The sequence below is a fragment of the Aeromonas sp. FL131 genome, from assembly GCF_049860615.1.
Taxonomy (GTDB): Bacteria; Pseudomonadota; Gammaproteobacteria; order Enterobacterales; family Aeromonadaceae; genus Aeromonas; species Aeromonas hydrophila.
This window is the reverse complement of sequence record NZ_CP187595.1, coordinates 401,540-417,983: the sequence shown is the minus strand read 5'-3', so window position 1 is coordinate 417,983 and position 16,444 is coordinate 401,540. Positions and strand designations below refer to the sequence as shown.

The 16,444-nt window shown below is 62.0% G+C and carries 17 protein-coding genes; 12 read left to right on the top strand and 5 right to left on the bottom strand.

Features of this window, described 5'->3' with window-relative positions; genetic code table 11:
• The first annotated feature begins 387 nt into the window (after positions 1-387).
• From ACPW75_RS02075 to ACPW75_RS02050, 6 genes are all read left to right on the top strand, one after another.
• Entirely contained in the window at positions 388-1,242 is an 855-nt protein-coding gene (locus tag ACPW75_RS02075; protein ID WP_011704944.1) for a Tim44 domain-containing protein, read from the top strand.
• Positions 1,243-1,420: 178 nt separating this feature from the next.
• Positions 1,421-2,962 (top strand): EAL domain-containing protein, encoded by a 1,542-nt coding sequence (locus ACPW75_RS02070; protein WP_077095335.1) that lies wholly within the window; start codon positions 1,421-1,423, stop codon positions 2,960-2,962.
• A gap of 232 nt (positions 2,963-3,194) precedes the next feature.
• Positions 3,195-5,033: a bifunctional metallophosphatase/5'-nucleotidase gene (locus tag ACPW75_RS02065; RefSeq protein ID WP_077095336.1), complete on the top strand. Its 1,839-nt coding sequence runs from the start codon at positions 3,195-3,197 to the stop codon at positions 5,031-5,033.
• Between the two features lie 86 nt (positions 5,034-5,119).
• Complete coding sequence (locus ACPW75_RS02060) at positions 5,120-5,461, top strand: DUF2956 domain-containing protein (protein ID WP_077095337.1); 342 nt, start codon at positions 5,120-5,122, stop codon at positions 5,459-5,461.
• 126 nt (positions 5,462-5,587) lie between these two features.
• Positions 5,588-5,923: a hypothetical protein gene (locus tag ACPW75_RS02055; protein ID WP_005303968.1), complete on the top strand. Its 336-nt coding sequence runs from the start codon at positions 5,588-5,590 to the stop codon at positions 5,921-5,923.
• A 113-nt stretch (positions 5,924-6,036) separates the two neighbouring features.
• Positions 6,037-6,906: a tetratricopeptide repeat protein gene (locus ACPW75_RS02050; RefSeq protein WP_077095338.1), complete on the top strand. Its 870-nt coding sequence runs from the start codon at positions 6,037-6,039 to the stop codon at positions 6,904-6,906.
• Positions 6,907-6,996: 90 nt separating this feature from the next.
• Here the strand turns inward: ACPW75_RS02050 and ACPW75_RS02045 are convergent, their stop codons facing one another.
• Both ACPW75_RS02045 and fkpA read right to left on the bottom strand, forming a co-directional pair.
• A complete protein-coding gene (locus ACPW75_RS02045; protein WP_077095339.1) occupies positions 6,997-8,403 on the bottom strand; it encodes a sigma-54-dependent transcriptional regulator in 1,407 nt (468 codons plus the stop codon).
• Between the two features lie 151 nt (positions 8,404-8,554).
• On the bottom strand, positions 8,555-9,361 hold the full coding sequence (gene fkpA, locus ACPW75_RS02040) for an FKBP-type peptidyl-prolyl cis-trans isomerase (RefSeq protein WP_011704938.1): 807 nt from the start codon (positions 9,359-9,361) through the stop codon (positions 8,555-8,557).
• Positions 9,362-9,480: 119 nt separating this feature from the next.
• On the opposite strand from fkpA, the gene ACPW75_RS02035 reads away from it, so the two are divergent.
• Positions 9,481-10,449: a WD40 repeat domain-containing protein gene (locus tag ACPW75_RS02035; protein WP_077095340.1), complete on the top strand. Its 969-nt coding sequence runs from the start codon at positions 9,481-9,483 to the stop codon at positions 10,447-10,449.
• Positions 10,450-10,463: 14 nt separating this feature from the next.
• On the top strand, positions 10,464-10,679 hold the full coding sequence (locus ACPW75_RS02030) for a SlyX family protein (protein ID WP_011704936.1): 216 nt from the start codon (positions 10,464-10,466) through the stop codon (positions 10,677-10,679).
• Positions 10,680-10,743: 64 nt separating this feature from the next.
• Here ACPW75_RS02030 and ACPW75_RS02025 read toward each other — a convergent pair whose 3' ends face one another.
• Together ACPW75_RS02025 and ACPW75_RS02020 are read right to left on the bottom strand one after the other, a co-directional pair.
• Positions 10,744-11,382: an FKBP-type peptidyl-prolyl cis-trans isomerase gene (locus ACPW75_RS02025; RefSeq protein WP_011704935.1), complete on the bottom strand. Its 639-nt coding sequence runs from the start codon at positions 11,380-11,382 to the stop codon at positions 10,744-10,746.
• A gap of 145 nt (positions 11,383-11,527) precedes the next feature.
• Positions 11,528-11,734: a YheV family putative zinc ribbon protein gene (locus tag ACPW75_RS02020; RefSeq protein WP_011704934.1), complete on the bottom strand. Its 207-nt coding sequence runs from the start codon at positions 11,732-11,734 to the stop codon at positions 11,528-11,530.
• Between the two features lie 39 nt (positions 11,735-11,773).
• Between ACPW75_RS02020 and ACPW75_RS02015 the strand changes: the two genes are divergently transcribed.
• From ACPW75_RS02015 to ACPW75_RS02005, 3 genes are all read left to right on the top strand, one after another.
• The gene (locus ACPW75_RS02015) at positions 11,774-12,460 is read left to right on the top strand and encodes a hypothetical protein (protein WP_143238949.1); all 687 of its coding nucleotides are present in this window, start codon (positions 11,774-11,776) and stop codon (positions 12,458-12,460) included.
• Between the two features lie 181 nt (positions 12,461-12,641).
• Positions 12,642-13,541, top strand: a complete 900-nt coding sequence (locus ACPW75_RS02010; RefSeq protein ID WP_011704932.1) for a chemotaxis protein — start codon at positions 12,642-12,644, stop codon at positions 13,539-13,541.
• A 67-nt stretch (positions 13,542-13,608) separates the two neighbouring features.
• Positions 13,609-14,592 carry a hydrolase gene (locus tag ACPW75_RS02005; RefSeq protein WP_039215449.1) on the top strand — a complete coding sequence of 328 codons (984 nt, stop codon included), beginning with the start codon at positions 13,609-13,611 and terminating at the stop codon, positions 14,590-14,592.
• On the opposite strand, the gene ACPW75_RS02000 is transcribed toward ACPW75_RS02005, so the two are convergent.
• Entirely contained in the window at positions 14,574-15,734 is a 1,161-nt protein-coding gene (locus ACPW75_RS02000; RefSeq protein ID WP_179101306.1) for a sensor domain-containing diguanylate cyclase, read from the bottom strand. The two genes, ACPW75_RS02005 and ACPW75_RS02000, sit on opposite strands and share 19 nt — an antisense overlap.
• 83 nt (positions 15,735-15,817) lie before the next feature.
• Between ACPW75_RS02000 and ACPW75_RS01995 the strand changes: the two genes are divergently transcribed.
• Positions 15,818-16,060, top strand: coding sequence for a YheU family protein (locus ACPW75_RS01995; protein WP_044799326.1), 243 nt, complete (start codon positions 15,818-15,820; stop codon positions 16,058-16,060).
• Positions 16,061-16,444 lie beyond the last annotated feature (384 nt).

Below are 16,444 nucleotides of genomic sequence, written 5' to 3'. Positions count from 1 at the left end.
AACCCCGTCATCGCGAGTGCAAATGCACGCTATTCACTTCTGTCAGCCACAACCGCCCTCCTGATGGTTGCTGGCGCCGCCTGTCGATGAAATCCGTTTCGCATTCATACAATCATGAAGGGCCAGACCAGGGTCTGATCCTGCGGTTTGGCTCTCGCCTTGTTGCGCAGTTTGCGCTCCTTGCGGCTCGGTCGTCGACTTTTCATGGCCTGTCTCCTCGCAACGCCCCCCGATCGGGGCAATCTGTTCATGAATAATTCATGCCAACCATGTTAATCATAGTCGCAAGCTGCAATACAACGAGGGACAGGCAGCCTGCCATGCGCCTCGCTGAGCTTGCCAAAGCAGAGCATGCCCCACCCACTGATGAGAGTGAAAAGAGTCAAAATGAAAAAGATGCTGACCCTGTTTGCCGTGATCCTGGCCATTGGCCTGGGGGCACCCATTGCCGAGGCCAAGAAATTTGGCGGCGGCAAATCCTTTGGCAAGAGCTATAAAACGGCTCCGGCCCAACCGGCCGCCAAACCCGTCGACACCAAGAACCCCACCGTGGGCGCCCAGGCACCCAAGAAGGGCGGCATGATGGGCGGCCTGCTCGGCGGCCTGCTGGCCGGTGGTCTGTTCGCCTACCTGCTGGGCAGCGGCGCCTTCGAAGGTCTGCAAGGGATGGACTTCCTGCTGATCGCCCTGCTGGCACTGGGGGCCGTATTCCTGATCCGCACCCTGCGCAAGGGCAAGATGGCGGCGCCACAGCAGCAGACGGCCTATGCCGGCTATCAACCGCCCCAGAGTGCGGCCCCCCAGCAGTTCGAGCAGAACCACAGCGCCCCGCAAGCCACCGGTTTTGCCGACAGCGACGTGCCGTTCCGCCTGCCGCCAGGTTTTGACATGAACGGTTTCCTGGCCGGGGCCCGCGATCACTACCGCACCCTGCAGGAAGCCTGGAACAAAAACGATCTGGAAAAGGTACGCGAGTACGTGAGTCCTGAGCTGTTTGAACAGCTCAAGGCCGAGCGTGCCGAGCTCACCGGTGAGCAGCATACCGAAGTGATGTATGTGGACACCCAGCTGGTGCGCGCCGACTACGGCAGCGACTGGGCACAGGTCAGCGTGCGCTTCAGCGGCCGCTACATGGATCGTCAGGAGCAGGTCGAGGAGGACATCAAAGAGGTGTGGCACCTCGAGCGCAACCTCGCCAAGGACAATGCTCCCTGGCATATCGTCGGCATCGAGCAGCTCTAAACACTGTTTCTCTGCGATGACAATCAAAGGCGGCCTGCGGGCCGTCTTTGCTTTTGGGCATTTCCAACCCCCTGCACCCGCTCATGCCACCCCTTGTAGTGGCTATGAGATTGAGGTGTGATTGTGTAGTATGACCGACCTTTTTTTGTTCAATTGACTCTTCATCGAGGCGTGGCCCATGGCTCTTCCCTTTCTGCGTCGCAGCAACATGCCTCGTCTCCTGGCCAGCCTGCTGTGCTGCGCCACCCTGATCCTCATCTCCCTCGTCACCCTCTACTGGCAGACCTGGTCGATGACTCGCCAGCAGGCCCAGACCGCCGCCGAACGCGCCATGACCCAGATCGACAGCGCGCTGCAGCACTCGACCCTGGCAGCCAAGGCGGCGCTGCCGCTGGCCAGCCGTCCCTGCCGCGAGGTGGCCCGCGAGCTGCGGGTGCTGGTCGCCACCTCCCCCTATGTGCGCTCGGTCAACCTCTCCCGCAACGGCCGCCTCTACTGCTCCTCCATCTTCGACGAGATCGATCTCAAAGACCGGCTGCAGAACAGCCAGCACGAGCTGCTCAGGCTGGAGGCGGTCACCCAGCTCGGACGTAAACCGTCGCTGCTGTTCTACCACCTGAGCGAAGGGGATCATGCGGTGGTGGTCGCCATCAACCCCTATCATCTGAGCAAACCGTTGCAGTGGCACCTCGCCGGGCCCCACAGCTGGGTGCAAATCGGTGAGCAGTGGCTCGACCTGCAGGGCAAGGTGCACGATGGCCAACCGCCCAGGCTGCGGGGCTTCAACTACCGGCTCGACTCGACCAGGTTCGGCTACAGCCTCAACCAGGGGTTCCCGCTGAGTGCCGTGCTGGCCATGACCCTGCAAAAACAGGGCAGCATGGTGCTGCTGATCCTGGCCCTCGGGGGGCTGGCCGGCCTTGCCACCTACCGCTGGTGGAGCCATATCTCGACCCCAACCCAGGAGCTCAGGCGCGCCATCATCAAGCAGGAGTTCGTGCCCTATCTGCAGCCCATCGTCGTCAGCCAGAACGGCCAGCTCCATGGCTGCGAGGTGTTGATGCGCTGGCAGCACCACCGCCAGGGACTGATCCGGCCGGATCTCTTCATTCCGCTGGCGGAGGAGAGCGGCCTCATCATCCTGATGACCCAGACCCTGATGCAGCAGGTGCGGCTGCAGTTTGCCCCACACGCGGCGGCGCTGCCGCCCCGCTTCCACTTCAGCTTCAACATCTGTGCCCGCCACTGCCAGCAGTTGAGCCTGCTGGATGACTGCCGCAGCTTTCTCGCCGCCTTCACCGCCAACCCGATCACCCTGGCGCTGGAGCTGACCGAGCGCGAGCTCATCACCCCCAACCACCTTACCGAGCGGCTGTTTGAGGAGTTGCGGCAGATGGGGGTCAGGATCGGGCTGGACGACTTTGGCACCGGCCACTCCAGCCTCACCTATTTGCAGCAGTTTCACGTGGACTATCTCAAGATCGATCAGAGCTTCGTCGCCATGATCGGCACCAACGCCCTCTCCCGTCATATTCTTGACAGCACCATCAGCCTGGCGACCCGGCTGGGGCTGCAAACCATCGCCGAAGGGGTCGAGACCCAGGAGCAGGCCGACTTTCTGGTCGAGCGGCACGTTGATTACCTGCAGGGCTACCTGTATGGCCGCCCACTCACGCCACAGCAATTTCTGCAGCAGCTGAGCCCCACTCCTGCGCCTTGAAGTTCCTCTGACACCAATGGGGTTGCATTGACACCCATGCTGGCGGAAAATCCCCGCCGCGCCTTCCCCTGCTCTGCCAAATAGAGCAAACGTTTATTTGCTTTATTAATGTGCAGTAGCTCAAAGGAATCAGCTCTGTTTATTTCCAATTATTACTTTTTGCCTAGAATCGCCACACTCCTGTCATACAGGAACGATATACAGGACTATAACAACAAGAGGAATATTACCGATGAAGAAGACGCTACTGGCCGTCACCGTCTCTATTACCCTGCTCGGGCTGACCGCCTGCAATTCAGAAAACAGCAGCAAGGAACATATTCCGCTGGATCTGACCATTGCCCACATCAATGATACCCACGCCCACCTCGACCCGACCGAAAATGCGCTGGCGATCCAGCCTACCGGCCAGGAGCTGTTCAAGTTCAACGCCAAGCTGGGCGGCTATCCGCGCCTGAAGTTCAAGCTGGACGAGCTGCGCAGCCAGGCTGCCAACGAGGGCCGCAACTTCATGGTGCTCAACGGTGGCGACGCCTTCCAGGGCACCCTCTATTTCACCCAGTTCAAGGGTGAAGAGGAGTCCCGGCTGCTCTCCGACATGGGTATCGATGCCATGGTGCTCGGCAACCACGAATTCGATCTGGGCAACCAGGCTATTAAAGACTTTGTCTCACGGGTGAATTTCCCGGTATTGGCTTCCAATATGGTGAAATCCAGTAGCGCTACCCTGAAGGACAGTGAAAATATTCACGAATATGTCATTAAGGAAGTCAATGGCGAGAGCGTGGGTATTTTCGGGCTGGTGCTGGAAAATATGCATGACATCTCCTCACCGGATACCGACACCAAATTCCTGCCGATGATTGAGACCGCCCAGAAAATGGTCGATACCCTCAAATCCAAGGGCGCCAACAAGATCATCATGGTCACCCATATCGGCCTGCAAAATGACCAGGCGGTTGCCAAGGCCGTCAACGGCATCGACCTGATCGTCGGCGGTCACTCCCAGACCTTCCTCGGCGACATCACCGAGCTCAACAGCATCGGCTACACCGCCCACAACCAGAACCCGGCCGACGACAATACCTATGCCCAGATCGTCAGCAACCCGGACGGTGGCAAGACCTGTATCGTGCAGGCCGGTGAATGGGCCAAGGGCTACGGCCTGGTCAACGTCTCCCTCAGCAAGGAAGGCCAGCTCACCAAGTGTGAGGGCCGCAACACCCTGATGACCGGCGATGACTTCACCAAAGAAGTGGCCAAGAAGAAAGTGCCGCTCAGCGGCACCGAGCAGACCAACGTGGTCGACTTCATCAACAAGTCCCCGGTCATCGAGATCGTGCCGGAAAACACCGCCATGCGCGATGTGATCGACACCGAGTACAAGCCGGCCGTGGCCGAGCTCGAAGCCAAGATCATCGCCGACGTGCCGACCAAGCTGACCCACGTGCGCGTGCCGACCACTCCGGACGGTGCTGGCCTCATCGATCCCCTGGTGGCCGAGTCGCTCTACTGGAAGCTCAACAAGCTCAACACCAAGGTCGACTTCACCATCCAGAACGCCGGTGGCGTGCGTGCCGACGTGAATGCGGGCCCGCTCTCGGTCGGTTACGTGATGGGTACCCTGCTGCCGTTTGGCAACAAGATCGCCGCCTTCAACCTCAAGGGCAAGGACGTTCGGGCCACCCTGGAGTACGCCGTTGACTACTCCATCGGCCTGGAGACCGGGATCGCCGCTTCCAGCGGTGCCTTCCCCTACGTCGGCCACCTGAGCTACACCTACGACGGCAAGCTGGCCAAGGGCTCCCGCATCACCAAGCTGGAACTGCTGGACGCCAACGGTCAGTGGCAGCCGCTGGATGACGAGAAGGTGTACCGCGTCGGTGCCAACACCTACATCGCTTCTGGCAAGGATGGCTACAACGGCCTGCTCAAGCGTGAAGAGCTGCCCAACAAGGGTGACTACGTCGACTCCGGCGTCGGTGAGAACGAGATGTTCATGGAGTACGCAGAGTCCCAGGGCACCCTCAACCCGCTGCCCTACGCGACCGTGACCTACTACAAGCCCTGATCCGGCTCACAAGCTGTTGCAACGGCGCCTGAGGGCGCCGTTTTTATGGCATACTCCCCGCCAATCGATGCCGAGGAGACCCTTTGATGGCGAAGTACGACAAGATTTCCCCCGAGACCCAGCAGGAGGCGATGAAAATTGCCCGTGCCAACCAGAAACCGGGGCAGACCAAGGAGCAGACCCAGCTGATCGCGCAGGGGATCCAGAAAGGCATAGACGAATACAAGAAACAGATGAAGGTGCGGGCCCGCGAGGCCAGCCGTCAGAAAAAACTGCAGGCCAAGGCCAAACAGTCCCACGCAGCGCCGCAGAATGAGGAACCGGACGACATCGTCGAGCTGGTCGAGGTTTCTCGCCAACATCCGCTGCCCTGGCTGCTGCTGGCCATCAGCTGGCTGGGCTTTGCCGCCTGGTTCTGGCTGCGCTGAAGCCCAGGCCGACAAACCTTTGCCCGGGATCTGCTTCACAGCCCGGGCCCTTGTGGCTGGTCATCCCCGCCCTGGGCTGATTAAATCCCGCCACTGCTGCTCACGCCTTTTTTCAGGATACCCGTTATGAACCCGGCTCCACTCTACCTGCTGGCACCCCTGGTGCTGTTTATCGTGACCCTGCTGCTCTACCGCATCTCGCCGCTGCGCGCCGTTGCGGCCGGCAGCGCCCGCTGGTTTATTCTGCCGGCCTTCACCCTCTTCATTCTGCTCATCATCATCAATGGTGCGGCAGACCCCAGCCTGCGTAACCCGGCCTTTCACTGGCTGATGCCGGGGCTCGGCTTCGCCCTCAGCCTGTTCCCGGCCCTGCCCAAGGCGCTGGTGCCACGGCTCGCCATCAAGGAGGGGGCCTTCGCCGCCCTCGGCCTGATGTTGATGAGCCTGGCCATGGTCTACTGACCGGCTCGCCACGGATGCGAACATGACTCAAGGGGCACTCTGTGACGGGGGCCCCTTGTACAAACAATGGCCTGCAGGCATCTTGGGGGGAGGATAGCCAGCAAGGAGGCCAAATGGACAATCCGCCCGATTTCATGGCGCAGTGGGATTATCGGGATCCCGCCGCCAGCGCCCTGCGTTTTCATGCCCTGTTGCCCGAGGCGCGCGCCGCAGCCGATCTGCAGTACGAGCTGGAACTGCTCACCCAGATAGCCCGCACCCATTCACTGCAACGCCAGTTTGCCGAGGCGCACCAGCTGCTCGACGAGATAGAACCCCGCCTCACCGATGCCACCCCGCAGGCCCGCCTGCGTGCCCTGCTGGAGCGCGGCCGTACCTTCAACTCCGCCGGCGACAAGGCCAGCGCCAAGACGCTGTTTGAGCAAGCCTGGCAGCTGGGGCTCAAGCACAAGGAGCTCTATCTCGCCATCGACGCCGCCCACATGATCGCCATCGCCGCGCCGCTGGAAGAGCAGAGCCGCTGGCATCAGCTGGCGATGGAGCTGGCCGAGCGCAGTACCGATCAAAAGGTGCGCGGCTGGCTCGCCACCCTCTACAACAACCAGGGCTGGACCCTGTTCGAGCTGGGTCGTTTCGATGAGGCCAGGGGCTTCCAGCAAAAGTGTCTGGCCTGGCACGAGCAGCACAACAACCTGGCCAAGGCGTTTATCGCCCGCTGGAGTCTGGCCCGCCTGCTGCGGGCCCAAGGGCAGCACGAACAGGCGCTGGCCGACCTGATGCAGCTGAAGGGCGATATGGCGGCCGCCGGGGTGGCGGAGGATGGCTATCTGTTCGAGGAGCTGGGGGAGAATGCGTTGGTACTGGATGATCCGGCGGCGGCCGAATACTTCTCCCGTGCCTGGTTCCTGCTCTCGCAGGATCGCTGGCTCAAGGCCAACGAGGCCGAGCGGCTGGCCCGCCTCAAGCTCTTGGCCAAGCTCTAGCAAGCAACCCCCACAAACGCAGCGGGGCGGCCCATTGGCCGCCCCGCACATTTTATTCACCGGGAGGGGTTCACCCTCCCGACGCCAGCCTCACGCCAGACTCGCCTCTTCCCAGCCCTGTTTCTTGCGATAGATGGTGGAAGGGCTTATCTCCAGCAGCGCCGCCGCCTTGGGGATGTTGCCGTCACAGCTGGCGATGGCCTGCTCTATGGTCTCTTTTTCCACCAGCCAGAGCGGGCGGATCGGGGCATTGGCCACCACCACGGCACCGCTGCCGGTCGCGGCCGCCGCGGGGATCGCCGCCAGCAGGCTGGCACGGCTGCCGTTGAGCGGAGGCGGCAAGATGTCGGGGCTCACCAGCTCGCGATCGTTGAGCACCACTATGTTGCGCACCACATTCTGCAGCTCGCGCACGTTGCCGGGCCAGGGGTAATCAAGCAGCACCCGCGCCGCCTCGGCATCGAAATCCTTGAAGCGCTTGTTCTCTTCCTTGGCATAGCTCTGCAGCAGGGTTCGCGCCAGCAGCAGTATGTCCTCGCCTCGCTCGCGCAGCGGCGGCAGGCTGAGGGGGATGACGTGCAACCGGTAGTAGAGATCCTCGCGAAAACGCCCCGCCTTCACCTCCAGCAGGGGATCGCGGTTGGTGGCGCAGACGAAGCGCACGTCGACCGTCTCCAGCTTGCCGCTGCCGACCCGCTGCAGGGTGCCGGTCTGGATGAAGCGCAGCAGCTTGCTCTGCAGGTCCAGATCCATCTCGCAGATCTCGTCCAGAAACAGGGTGCCGCCATCCGCCAGGCTGGCCGCCCCCTTGCGATCCCCCTGTGCGCCGGTGAACGACCCCTTCACGTGGCCAAAGATCTCACTCTCCATCAGGTCGTGGGGAATGGCGGCGCAGTTGAGGGCGATGAAGGGCTGCTCACGACGGGGGCTGCACTGGTGGATGGCCTCGGCGCACACCTCCTTGCCGGTGCCGCTCTCGCCGGTGATGAACACGGTCGCCTTGCTCGGTGCCGCGCTCTCGATGATGCGATAGACCGCCTGCATCGGCATGGAGGCACCGATGAAGCCGGCAAACGAGCTGCGCTCGAAGTTCTCCCGGTACTGGGCCACCAGCGAGCTGAGCTGCTGGTGCTTGAGGGCATTGCGCGCGGTGGCGCACAGCCGCTTGCCATCGAACGGCTTGGTCAGGAAGTCGAAAGCGCCGAGCCGCATCGCCTCCACCGCCACGTCCACCGAGCCGTGGGCGGTGATCACCACCACCGAGCAGGGCAGCTGCTGTTCGGTGATCTGCTGCAGGATGTCCATGCCGGACATGTCGGGCAGCTCGAGATCCAGCAGCACCACCGGCGGCGGGCTGCTCAGCAGCTGCACCAATGCCTGCTGGCCACAATCGGCCCGCAGCACCTCGTAGCCATCCTGGGCCAGATACTGTTCATAGACCACCGCCAGACTGCGGGTATCTTCCACCAACAGGACTCGAGGTTTGCTTTCAGCCACGGGAGCCATCCTTGCAATTGATTTTGTTGTCTATTTCGGGTGTCGTTCGCCATGTTAGCACAGTTGGCGATACTCTCTTTTATCCCGCCATTCGGGCGGAGTTACAAGTAAAAACGGCTCCCTAAGGAGCCGTTTTTTCAACGTTTTCCGCTTACTTCTTGGCGTTGTCGCCATCGGCAGCCGGCTTCTCGATAGCCAGCAGCTCAACGTCGAATACCAGCACGGCATTGGCCGGGATGGAACCCGCACCGTGTTCGCCATAGGCCAGCTTGGACGGCAGGAAGAACTTGAACTTGGAACCGACCGGCATCAGCTGCACGCCTTCGGTCCAGCCCGGGATCACCTGGTTGAGCGGGAAGGTGGCCGGCTCGCCGCGATCGACGGAGCTGTCGAACTTGGTGCCGTCGGTCAGGGTACCGGTGTAGTGGACCTTGACGATGTCGGTGGCCTTCGGCTTGGCGCCGGTACCCATCTTCTCGACCTGGTATTGCAGGCCGGATTCGGTGCTCTTCACGCCCTCTTTCTTGGCGTTGGCAGCCAGGTACTCTTCACCCTTCTTCTGGTTTTCCACGGCATCCTTGTCAGCCTTGGCCTTGGTCAACTCGTTGATCTTAGCGTCGTACTGCTGCAGAACCTTCTGGATCTCCTCGTCGGTCATCTTGGCTTCTTTACCCAGACCGTCGGTCACACCCTTGAGGATGACGCTGTTGTCCAGCTTGATGCCGAGTTCCTGCTGACGTTCTAGGGTATTGGCGATATAACGACCCATGGAGAGGCCAATTGCATAGCCGGATTGCTCTTCAAAGCTCTTGGCTTCAGCCTTGGGGGCCTCTGCCGGCTTGCTGGCTTCTGCCTTGACCTCTGCGGTATTCGCAGCAGTCTTCTCGTCTTTTTGGCAAGCAGTCAGACTCACGGCAACTGCCGCGGCCAACAGGGACACCTTCAGAAAATTGTTCATCAGTTTCTCCAAAACTCTAAATACCGCTCTCGGTTCCTTCGTGAAATGAGAGGTTTATCGTGATAAGCGCCTTATACTAACGCCGTGATCGCAGGTAACGAAAGCATGAGACAGGAAAAATGATAAAAAGTGCCATTTATCTCGTCGCGATTTGCCTGATGCTGACAGGCTGCGAACAGAGCTCATCGCCGGACCGACAACTGACCCTCGCCAACCAGGGGCTGCTGAGCGCCGATCTGGCCAGCGACGGCAAGCAGGCCATCGTCTCCAGCCTGAGCCAGGGCACTGTGGTGTGGGACCTGGAACAGGGCAAGGAGCGCTGGCGCTGGCGCCAGTCCGACAATCCGGACAACTTCATCATCATCACCCGTTTCTCGGCGGACGACAGCCACGCCGTGACGGCCACCCCCGACAGCTTCGGGATCTGGCGCCTGCAGGATGGCCAGTCGCAAGGCTACTATTCGCTTCCTGAATCCAGGCTGAGGGACATCGCCCTGTCGGCCGACGGTCGCCAGGTGCTGATCGGCCGGGAAGACGGCAAGGCGGAAGTGGTGGATACCCGCACCGGCCGCCGGCTGCAGTTTCTCGGCCACACCGAGCAGGTCAACACGGTGGATCTCTCCCCCAACGGCCGTTACGCCCTCACCGGCGGCAACGACTACAGCGCCTACCTGTGGGATACCCGCTCAGGCCAGGTAGTGTGGCGCTTCAACCACGCCGGTCGGGTGGTGCTGGCCCGGCTCGACCCGAGCGGACGGCTCGCCTTCACCGCCGACAGCCGGCAGGCCAGCATCTGGGATCTGACAACCGGCAAGGAGCTGAGCCGGCTGCAGTTCGATCACCGCTTCGAGGTCTACACCGCGGCGCGTTTTGCCAACGACGGCAAGTGGCTCATCACCGGCGCCCCCTCCCGCCAGCTCTCCCTGTGGCAGGTGAGCGACGGCAGCCTGCTGCAGAGCTGGCGCGTCTCGCCCCATCCCAGGGTGAAACCGCCGAGCGCAGTGGTCTACGGCGTGGCTTTGCGCGACAATAGCCACCTTGTCAGCGCCAGCTCCAGCGGCCTGGCCGAAATCTGGACTATCAAGTAAGGACCAAAAGGCCCATGAGTCAGCAATTAAACGATCGCCTCGAAACCCTGGAAAGCCGCCTCGCCTTCGCCGAATACACGGTGGAGCAGCTCAACGACGAGGTCACCACCCAGGGCCGCGAGCTGGATCGGCTCAAGCATCAGATCCAGCTGCTGGTGGACAAGCTGCAGAGCGTGCAGCCGAGCCAGATCGCCAGCATGGCCGAAGAGACGCCGCCACCGCACTACTGATGAGTGCCAGCCATAAAAAAACCCGCGCCAGGCGCGGGTTTTTTTATCATCGGCAATGCCGTGATCAGTGCTGATGGCCCTTGCCACCGCAACCGCCACCACCGCAGCAGCCGCCGTGACCGTGGTCGTCGCCGTGGTCATGACCGTGATCGTGGCCGTGATGGCCACCACCGCAGCAACCGCCGTGCTCATGACCGTGGTCGTGATCATGGTCGTGGCCATGATCGTGACCGCAACCACCGGCACCGTGAACGTGGCCGTGGGCCAGCTCTTCGGCAGTGGCGGCGCGCACGTCCTTGATCTCGACCTTGAAGCCCAGGGTCACGCCGGCCAGCGGATGGTTGCCATCCACCTTGACGAACTCTTCGGACACTTCGATCACGGTCACCGGGCGGTGGCCGTCGTCGGTCTCGGCCACAAAAGTATCCCCTTCAGACACTTCCATGCCGTCGAACAGCTCGCCGGGCACTTCCTGCACCAGGTTCTCGTCGTACTGGCCATAAGCCTGCTCCGGCGTCAGGGTGACGTCGAACGCCTCGCCCACGCTGCGACCTTCCAGCTCGGCTTCGAGGCCGGAGACCAGATAACGGGTACCGTGCAGATACACCAGAGGCTCTTTACCGACAGTGGTGTCGATGACTTCACCGTGTTCGTCGGTGACCGTGTATTCCAGCGTAACCACGCTCAGGGGAGCTACTTTCATGTCAGGGATCCTGCGGATAGAAAAAAACGGGCCCAGAATACCTCAAAAAGGCAGACAAGCATATGGTCGGTCCGGCTTCAGCGTGATGAAAAAGTCATCAACAGCCACCAGTCTGACCGGCGTGCCATCACCTTGAGGCCGCCACTCACTCGGGACGAAACACGCCGATTACCTGTTCCGTCTCCCGGGTCACCTTGTCCACCTCGGCCTGGGTCTGTACCTGGGTATCCCCGCACTCGACACAGGTCACCTTCTCGACTCCATGCTCCATATACAGCATCATGGTGTCCATTTTGCCGCACGCCGGGCAGACCGCACCGGCAATGAAGCGTTTTTTACGTCTGGTTTCCATTTTCGTTACCTCCAGGCAGCATCATATCAGGGTTTTTACATGCATCACGCCATCGAATATCAGCATTTTTCCACTTCGCATCTGCAAGTCGGTGCCCGCAAGCGCGTGCCGGTGGGCCAGCTGCTGCGGATCACCCGGGGCGCGGCGCTGCTGCGACTCGGCGCCCATGAGTGGCTGATGCCGACGGGAAGCCACTTCTGGCTCTGTGCCGATGCCCTGGCCGCATTCACCCCGCTGGCGGGCTGCCAGCATGATCTGCTGACCTGCTCGGTACGTGTGGAGCAGCCCGAGCGGGCGGGCTGGCTGCAGCCCACCCCGCTGCTGACGGCGCTGCTCGACGGCCTGGCCCAGTGGCAGCGCCCCCGCGACTGGCAAGGGGCCTACGGCCACCGCTTGCAGGTAATTCTCGATGAGCTGCCGGCCTGCCCCATTGCCTCCCAGCCAGACAATGCCCTGCAGGCCGCCTGGCAGGCGTTGGCAAACGGTCAGGAGGGCAGCGATGCGGCATGGCAACAATGTCTGGCGCAGCGTGGCCTCAGCGACCCGGCGCTGGCGGGCGATGCGCTGCGCGCCCAGTGGCAGCTGCTGCAGGCGGTGCGGCTGCTCAAGAGCGGCAGCCAACGCGCCCAGGTGGTGAGCAAGCTGGGTTATGGAGATGAAGCCGCGCTCACCCACGCCTGCCAACAGTGGCTCAGCACCCCGCTGGAGGCGTTGCAGGCGCGCTGAACACCCCGCCCATGAGGGCCCCAGGCAGTGCGCACAAGTGCGGATTGCGGCAATAAATGGATGAAATGAGTCCAGTTTTACGACCAATGGTCGTTAATAACCACAAGGCCATTTCTTCTATAATCCTTTATGCTAGGGGCCTGAATTGACTGATACCGTTTTGACTCACAGGACATCTGCCATGAAAAGCAAGGCCAACCAATCCCAGGGCATGTTGCTGTTTCATCTCTCGGCCAAGCAATCCTTCGCCATCGGCACCCTCAAGGTGAAAGAGATAGTGCCCTACACCCAGCTGACGGCCATGCCGCACTCGCACCCGACCGTGCTCGGCGCCGCCAGCATGCGTGGCACCACCATCCCGGTGATCGACATGGCCATGGCGGTGGGTTATCGCCCGATCAGCAAGGAAGAGATGCCGCACTGCTTCATCATCATCACCGACTGCCGCCGTACCCTGGTGGGCTTTCTGGTGCGCGGCATCGACAAGATCACCGAGTGCAACTGGCGCGACATCGAGCCGCCGCCCGCCACACTCGGCCACAACGTGTTCGTCACCGGCGTGACCCGGGTCAATGACCAGCTGATCCAGTTGCTGGACGTGGAGCTGATCCTCTCCCGGGTCTATCCGGACGATCCCAGCCACCTCTACCCGGTACTGACCGACGTGCAGCGGGAGCGGATCAAGCCAATGCGGATCCTGCTGGTGGATGACTCCTCGGTCGCCCGTCGCCAGCTGATGGCGGCGCTGGACTACATCAACATCCCCTACGAGGTGTGCACCAACGGCAAGGATGCGCTGACCCTGATGCAGACCCGCGCCAGCCAGAAGACCCCCATCGACATCCTGGTGAGCGACATCGAGATGCCGGGGCTCGACGGCTATGAACTGGCCTTCGAGGTGCAGAGCGACGCCAAACTGGCGGGCGCCTACATCATCCTGCACACCTCGCTCTCCAGCGAGATAAGCGTGGAGCGGGCCCATCAGGTGGGCGCTCACGAGGCGCTGACCAAGTTTGAAGCCAACGAACTGATCCAGGCCATGCTGCGCGGTGCCGAGCACCACGACAGCCTGCCGGCCTGATCCCGACGGCGAGAAGCCCGGCTTCTCGCCGTTGCCTTTTCTGTCCCAGTCACCCCGCGGACCCAGCATGCTGATCGAAAGCCACTTCCACGCCCCCTGGTGGGCGCGCAATCCCCATCTGCAAACCATTTTGCCCAAGTGGCTGCGCCGGCAACCGGCCCGCTTCGTGGCGGAGCGCTTCGAGCTGGCGGACGGCGACTTCGTCGATCTCGCCTGGAGCGGCGAGATCAGCCGGGATGAGCGGCCGCTCATCGTGCTGTTTCACGGGCTGGAGGGGAGCATTCACTCCCACTATGCCAAGGGACTGTTTGCCCACCTGCAACGTCAGGGCAACGAGGCGGTGCTGATGCACTTTCGCGGCTGCAGCGGCGAGCCGAACCGGCTGCTGCAGGCCTATCACTCCGGCGCCATCGAGGATGCCCAGGCGTTGATCGCCGAGCTGGGCCGCCGCTTTCCCGGCAAGCCGCTCATCGCCATCGGCTATTCGCTGGGGGGCAACATGCTGGTCAATCTGCTGGCGCGCGCCTGCCCGAGCGAGCTGACGGCGGCGGTGGTGATCTCGGCGCCGCTGCGGCTGGACAGCTGCGCCGATCGGGTCAATCAGGGCTTCTCGCGGGTCTATCAGAGCTATCTGCTGCGCACCATGCGCCACAACCTGCAGCAGAAGATCCAGCGGCAGGCAGCGGCCAGTGCCCGCTGGCAGCCACAGCAGGTGCGCGCCATCGCTACCCTGCGCGACTTCGATGAGCAGGTCACGGCGCCACTGCACGGTTTTGACAGTGCCGATCACTACTATCAGCGCTGCTCGGGTCTGGGAATGCTGGCACGGATCCCCATCCCCACCCTGGTGATCCACGCCGCCGACGATCCCTTCATGACCGAGGCGGTGATCCCGCAGGCGGAGCAGCTCTCACCCATGGTGCGCTACGAGCTGAGCCGCCAGGGCGGCCACGTGGGCTTTCTGCACGGTACACCCTGGCGTCCGCGGTTCTGGCTGGAAGAGCGGATCAGCCAGTGGCTGCGGGAGCAGACTCAGGGGGCGAGCCGGTAGCCGTTGCGGCCAGCCTCCTTGACCTGATAGAGCGCCTCGTCGGCGCGCACCAGCATGTCGGCGATGCCATCCTGCCCCCCGTGCCACAGGGCGATGCCCTGGCTCACGGTGACCCGATCCGACACCTCCGACTGCGCATGAAGGATGCCTCGCCCGGCCAGCGCGGCGGCAATGCGTTTGGCGATGGCGCTGGCGGCCAGCGCATCGGCACCGGGCAATAACAGCACGAACTCCTCCCCACCATAGCGGGCCACCACGTCGGCCGGCTGGCGAATGGCCTCGCGCAGGCAGTCGGCCACCGCGATCAGGCAGTTGTCCCCCTGCAGATGGCCGTAGTGATCGTTGAAGCGTTTGAAGAAGTCCACGTCCAGCAGCAGGATGGCAAACTCGCCGTGCTGCTCTCTCGCCTCCTGCAGGATCTGCTCGCCGACGTTGTCGAAGTGGCGCCGGTTGGCCAGCCCGGTCAGCGGATCCCGCTTGGCCATGGCATCGAGCTGGCGAGCCAGGGTCAGATTCTCGTGCTCACGGGACACCGCCAGTTCGAACCAGCCGTTGAGCATGCGCCTGCCCGTCTCCAGCATGATGATGAGGCAGCCCACCGCCATCCAGTGCACCGCCGGAAACGGCACCTTGACCAGCAGCGCCTCCAGCAGCAGAAACAGCAGCGGCGGTGTGCTGAAGCAGTAGAACAGCCGCACCTCGCAATAGAGCGCCACCAGCGCCGTCATCAGCAACATGCTGATGAGATCGAACGCCAGGCTGAAACCGCCTCTCAGCTCCACCAGGGCGATGGCGTAGCCGAGCAGCGCCCAGCCAGTCCCCCATAGCAGGGCGCCGGCACGCAGGCAGGGCTGCCAGATGGCGGGGGGCTGGCGGGAGAGCCAGTGCCAGAACAGCGGAAACGACAGGCAGGCCAGCGTCATCAGCACCAGCTGCACCTCGTAGCTCCAGGGCAGTACCCGGGCCACCACCAGATGGGCGTCCTGATAGACATAGAAGCGCGCCAGCAGGAACAGGATCGCCAGCTGGTTGACGGCCCAGAACCAGCGCAACCCCTTGCTCAGGGCGTGACGGCGAGACTCATACAGATGGTGTTCGAGGTGGCTGGAGAGACGACGTTGTTCATCAGAGAGCATGTTCATACCTGCTTGCTGCCATATAAATCCCTTGCGCTTGCTGCCGACAGATAGACAATACCCGCTCTCTGGTAACGGAAGATGAAACCATGATTATCCCCTGGCAAGAGCTGGATGCAGAAACCCTCAACAACCTGCTCGAGCACTTCGTGCTGCAAGAGGGCACCGAGTACGGCGAACATGATGTCAGTCTGGCCGACAAGGTCGCCGATGTCAGGACACAGCTGCAGCAGGGGCTGGCCGTGATCGTTTACAGCGAGCTGCACGAAAGCGTAAACATAGTGCCCAAGGCGACCCTCGACCGGGCTCAGGTGGACGATATACCGGAATAGCCGGCCCATTGCCATCCCGATCTGGGTCTTGCCAGCCGGGCCGACACGATGGCGGCACCAACCCGACAGTTCCCGCCGGGCTGGCGCGTCCCTTTCAGAAAATAAAAATGGCCCTCCGCACTGGCGGAGGGCCATTTTTATTGTGAGCAGAGTGAGCTCTGCCGGATGTTGTGCATTGATTGGTGCCCCGCGACAATATGCTGCGGGGAAATAGGCCATATCAATACCGGTTTAATTAATAGTGGCGAGCCATGCAGAGAACCTGGCCATAGCGGCAATATAAAATTAATAAAGTGAATCAGCTCACAATATTAAATAAATATGACAACGACGCTCACCGACAATAGTGACGAAAATAGTCTTGTGCAGCGTGAAGAGATGCCG

What these genes read in the sequence shown, in the direction of transcription:
- ACPW75_RS02015 (WP_143238949.1), top strand. Translation starts at nt 11,774, where the DNA reads ATGCATCACGCCATCGAATATCAGCATTTTTCCACTTCGCATCTGCAA.
- ACPW75_RS02065 (WP_077095336.1), top strand. Translation starts at nt 3,195, where the DNA reads ATGAAGAAGACGCTACTGGCCGTCACCGTCTCTATTACCCTGCTCGGG.
- ACPW75_RS02000 (WP_179101306.1), bottom strand. Translation starts at nt 15,734, where the DNA reads ATGAACATGCTCTCTGATGAACAACGTCGTCTCTCCAGCCACCTCGAA.
- ACPW75_RS02025 (WP_011704935.1), bottom strand. Translation starts at nt 11,382, where the DNA reads ATGAAAGTAGCTCCCCTGAGCGTGGTTACGCTGGAATACACGGTCACC.
- ACPW75_RS02060 (WP_077095337.1), top strand. Translation starts at nt 5,120, where the DNA reads ATGGCGAAGTACGACAAGATTTCCCCCGAGACCCAGCAGGAGGCGATG.
- ACPW75_RS02005 (WP_039215449.1), top strand. Translation starts at nt 13,609, where the DNA reads ATGCTGATCGAAAGCCACTTCCACGCCCCCTGGTGGGCGCGCAATCCC.
- ACPW75_RS02055 (WP_005303968.1), top strand. Translation starts at nt 5,588, where the DNA reads ATGAACCCGGCTCCACTCTACCTGCTGGCACCCCTGGTGCTGTTTATC.
- ACPW75_RS02035 (WP_077095340.1), top strand. Translation starts at nt 9,481, where the DNA reads ATGATAAAAAGTGCCATTTATCTCGTCGCGATTTGCCTGATGCTGACA.
- ACPW75_RS02075 (WP_011704944.1), top strand. Translation starts at nt 388, where the DNA reads ATGAAAAAGATGCTGACCCTGTTTGCCGTGATCCTGGCCATTGGCCTG.
- ACPW75_RS01995 (WP_044799326.1), top strand. Translation starts at nt 15,818, where the DNA reads ATGATTATCCCCTGGCAAGAGCTGGATGCAGAAACCCTCAACAACCTG.
- ACPW75_RS02010 (WP_011704932.1), top strand. Translation starts at nt 12,642, where the DNA reads ATGAAAAGCAAGGCCAACCAATCCCAGGGCATGTTGCTGTTTCATCTC.
- ACPW75_RS02020 (WP_011704934.1), bottom strand. Translation starts at nt 11,734, where the DNA reads ATGGAAACCAGACGTAAAAAACGCTTCATTGCCGGTGCGGTCTGCCCG.
- ACPW75_RS02050 (WP_077095338.1), top strand. Translation starts at nt 6,037, where the DNA reads ATGGACAATCCGCCCGATTTCATGGCGCAGTGGGATTATCGGGATCCC.
- ACPW75_RS02070 (WP_077095335.1), top strand. Translation starts at nt 1,421, where the DNA reads ATGGCTCTTCCCTTTCTGCGTCGCAGCAACATGCCTCGTCTCCTGGCC.
- fkpA (WP_011704938.1), bottom strand. Translation starts at nt 9,361, where the DNA reads ATGAACAATTTTCTGAAGGTGTCCCTGTTGGCCGCGGCAGTTGCCGTG.
- ACPW75_RS02030 (WP_011704936.1), top strand. Translation starts at nt 10,464, where the DNA reads ATGAGTCAGCAATTAAACGATCGCCTCGAAACCCTGGAAAGCCGCCTC.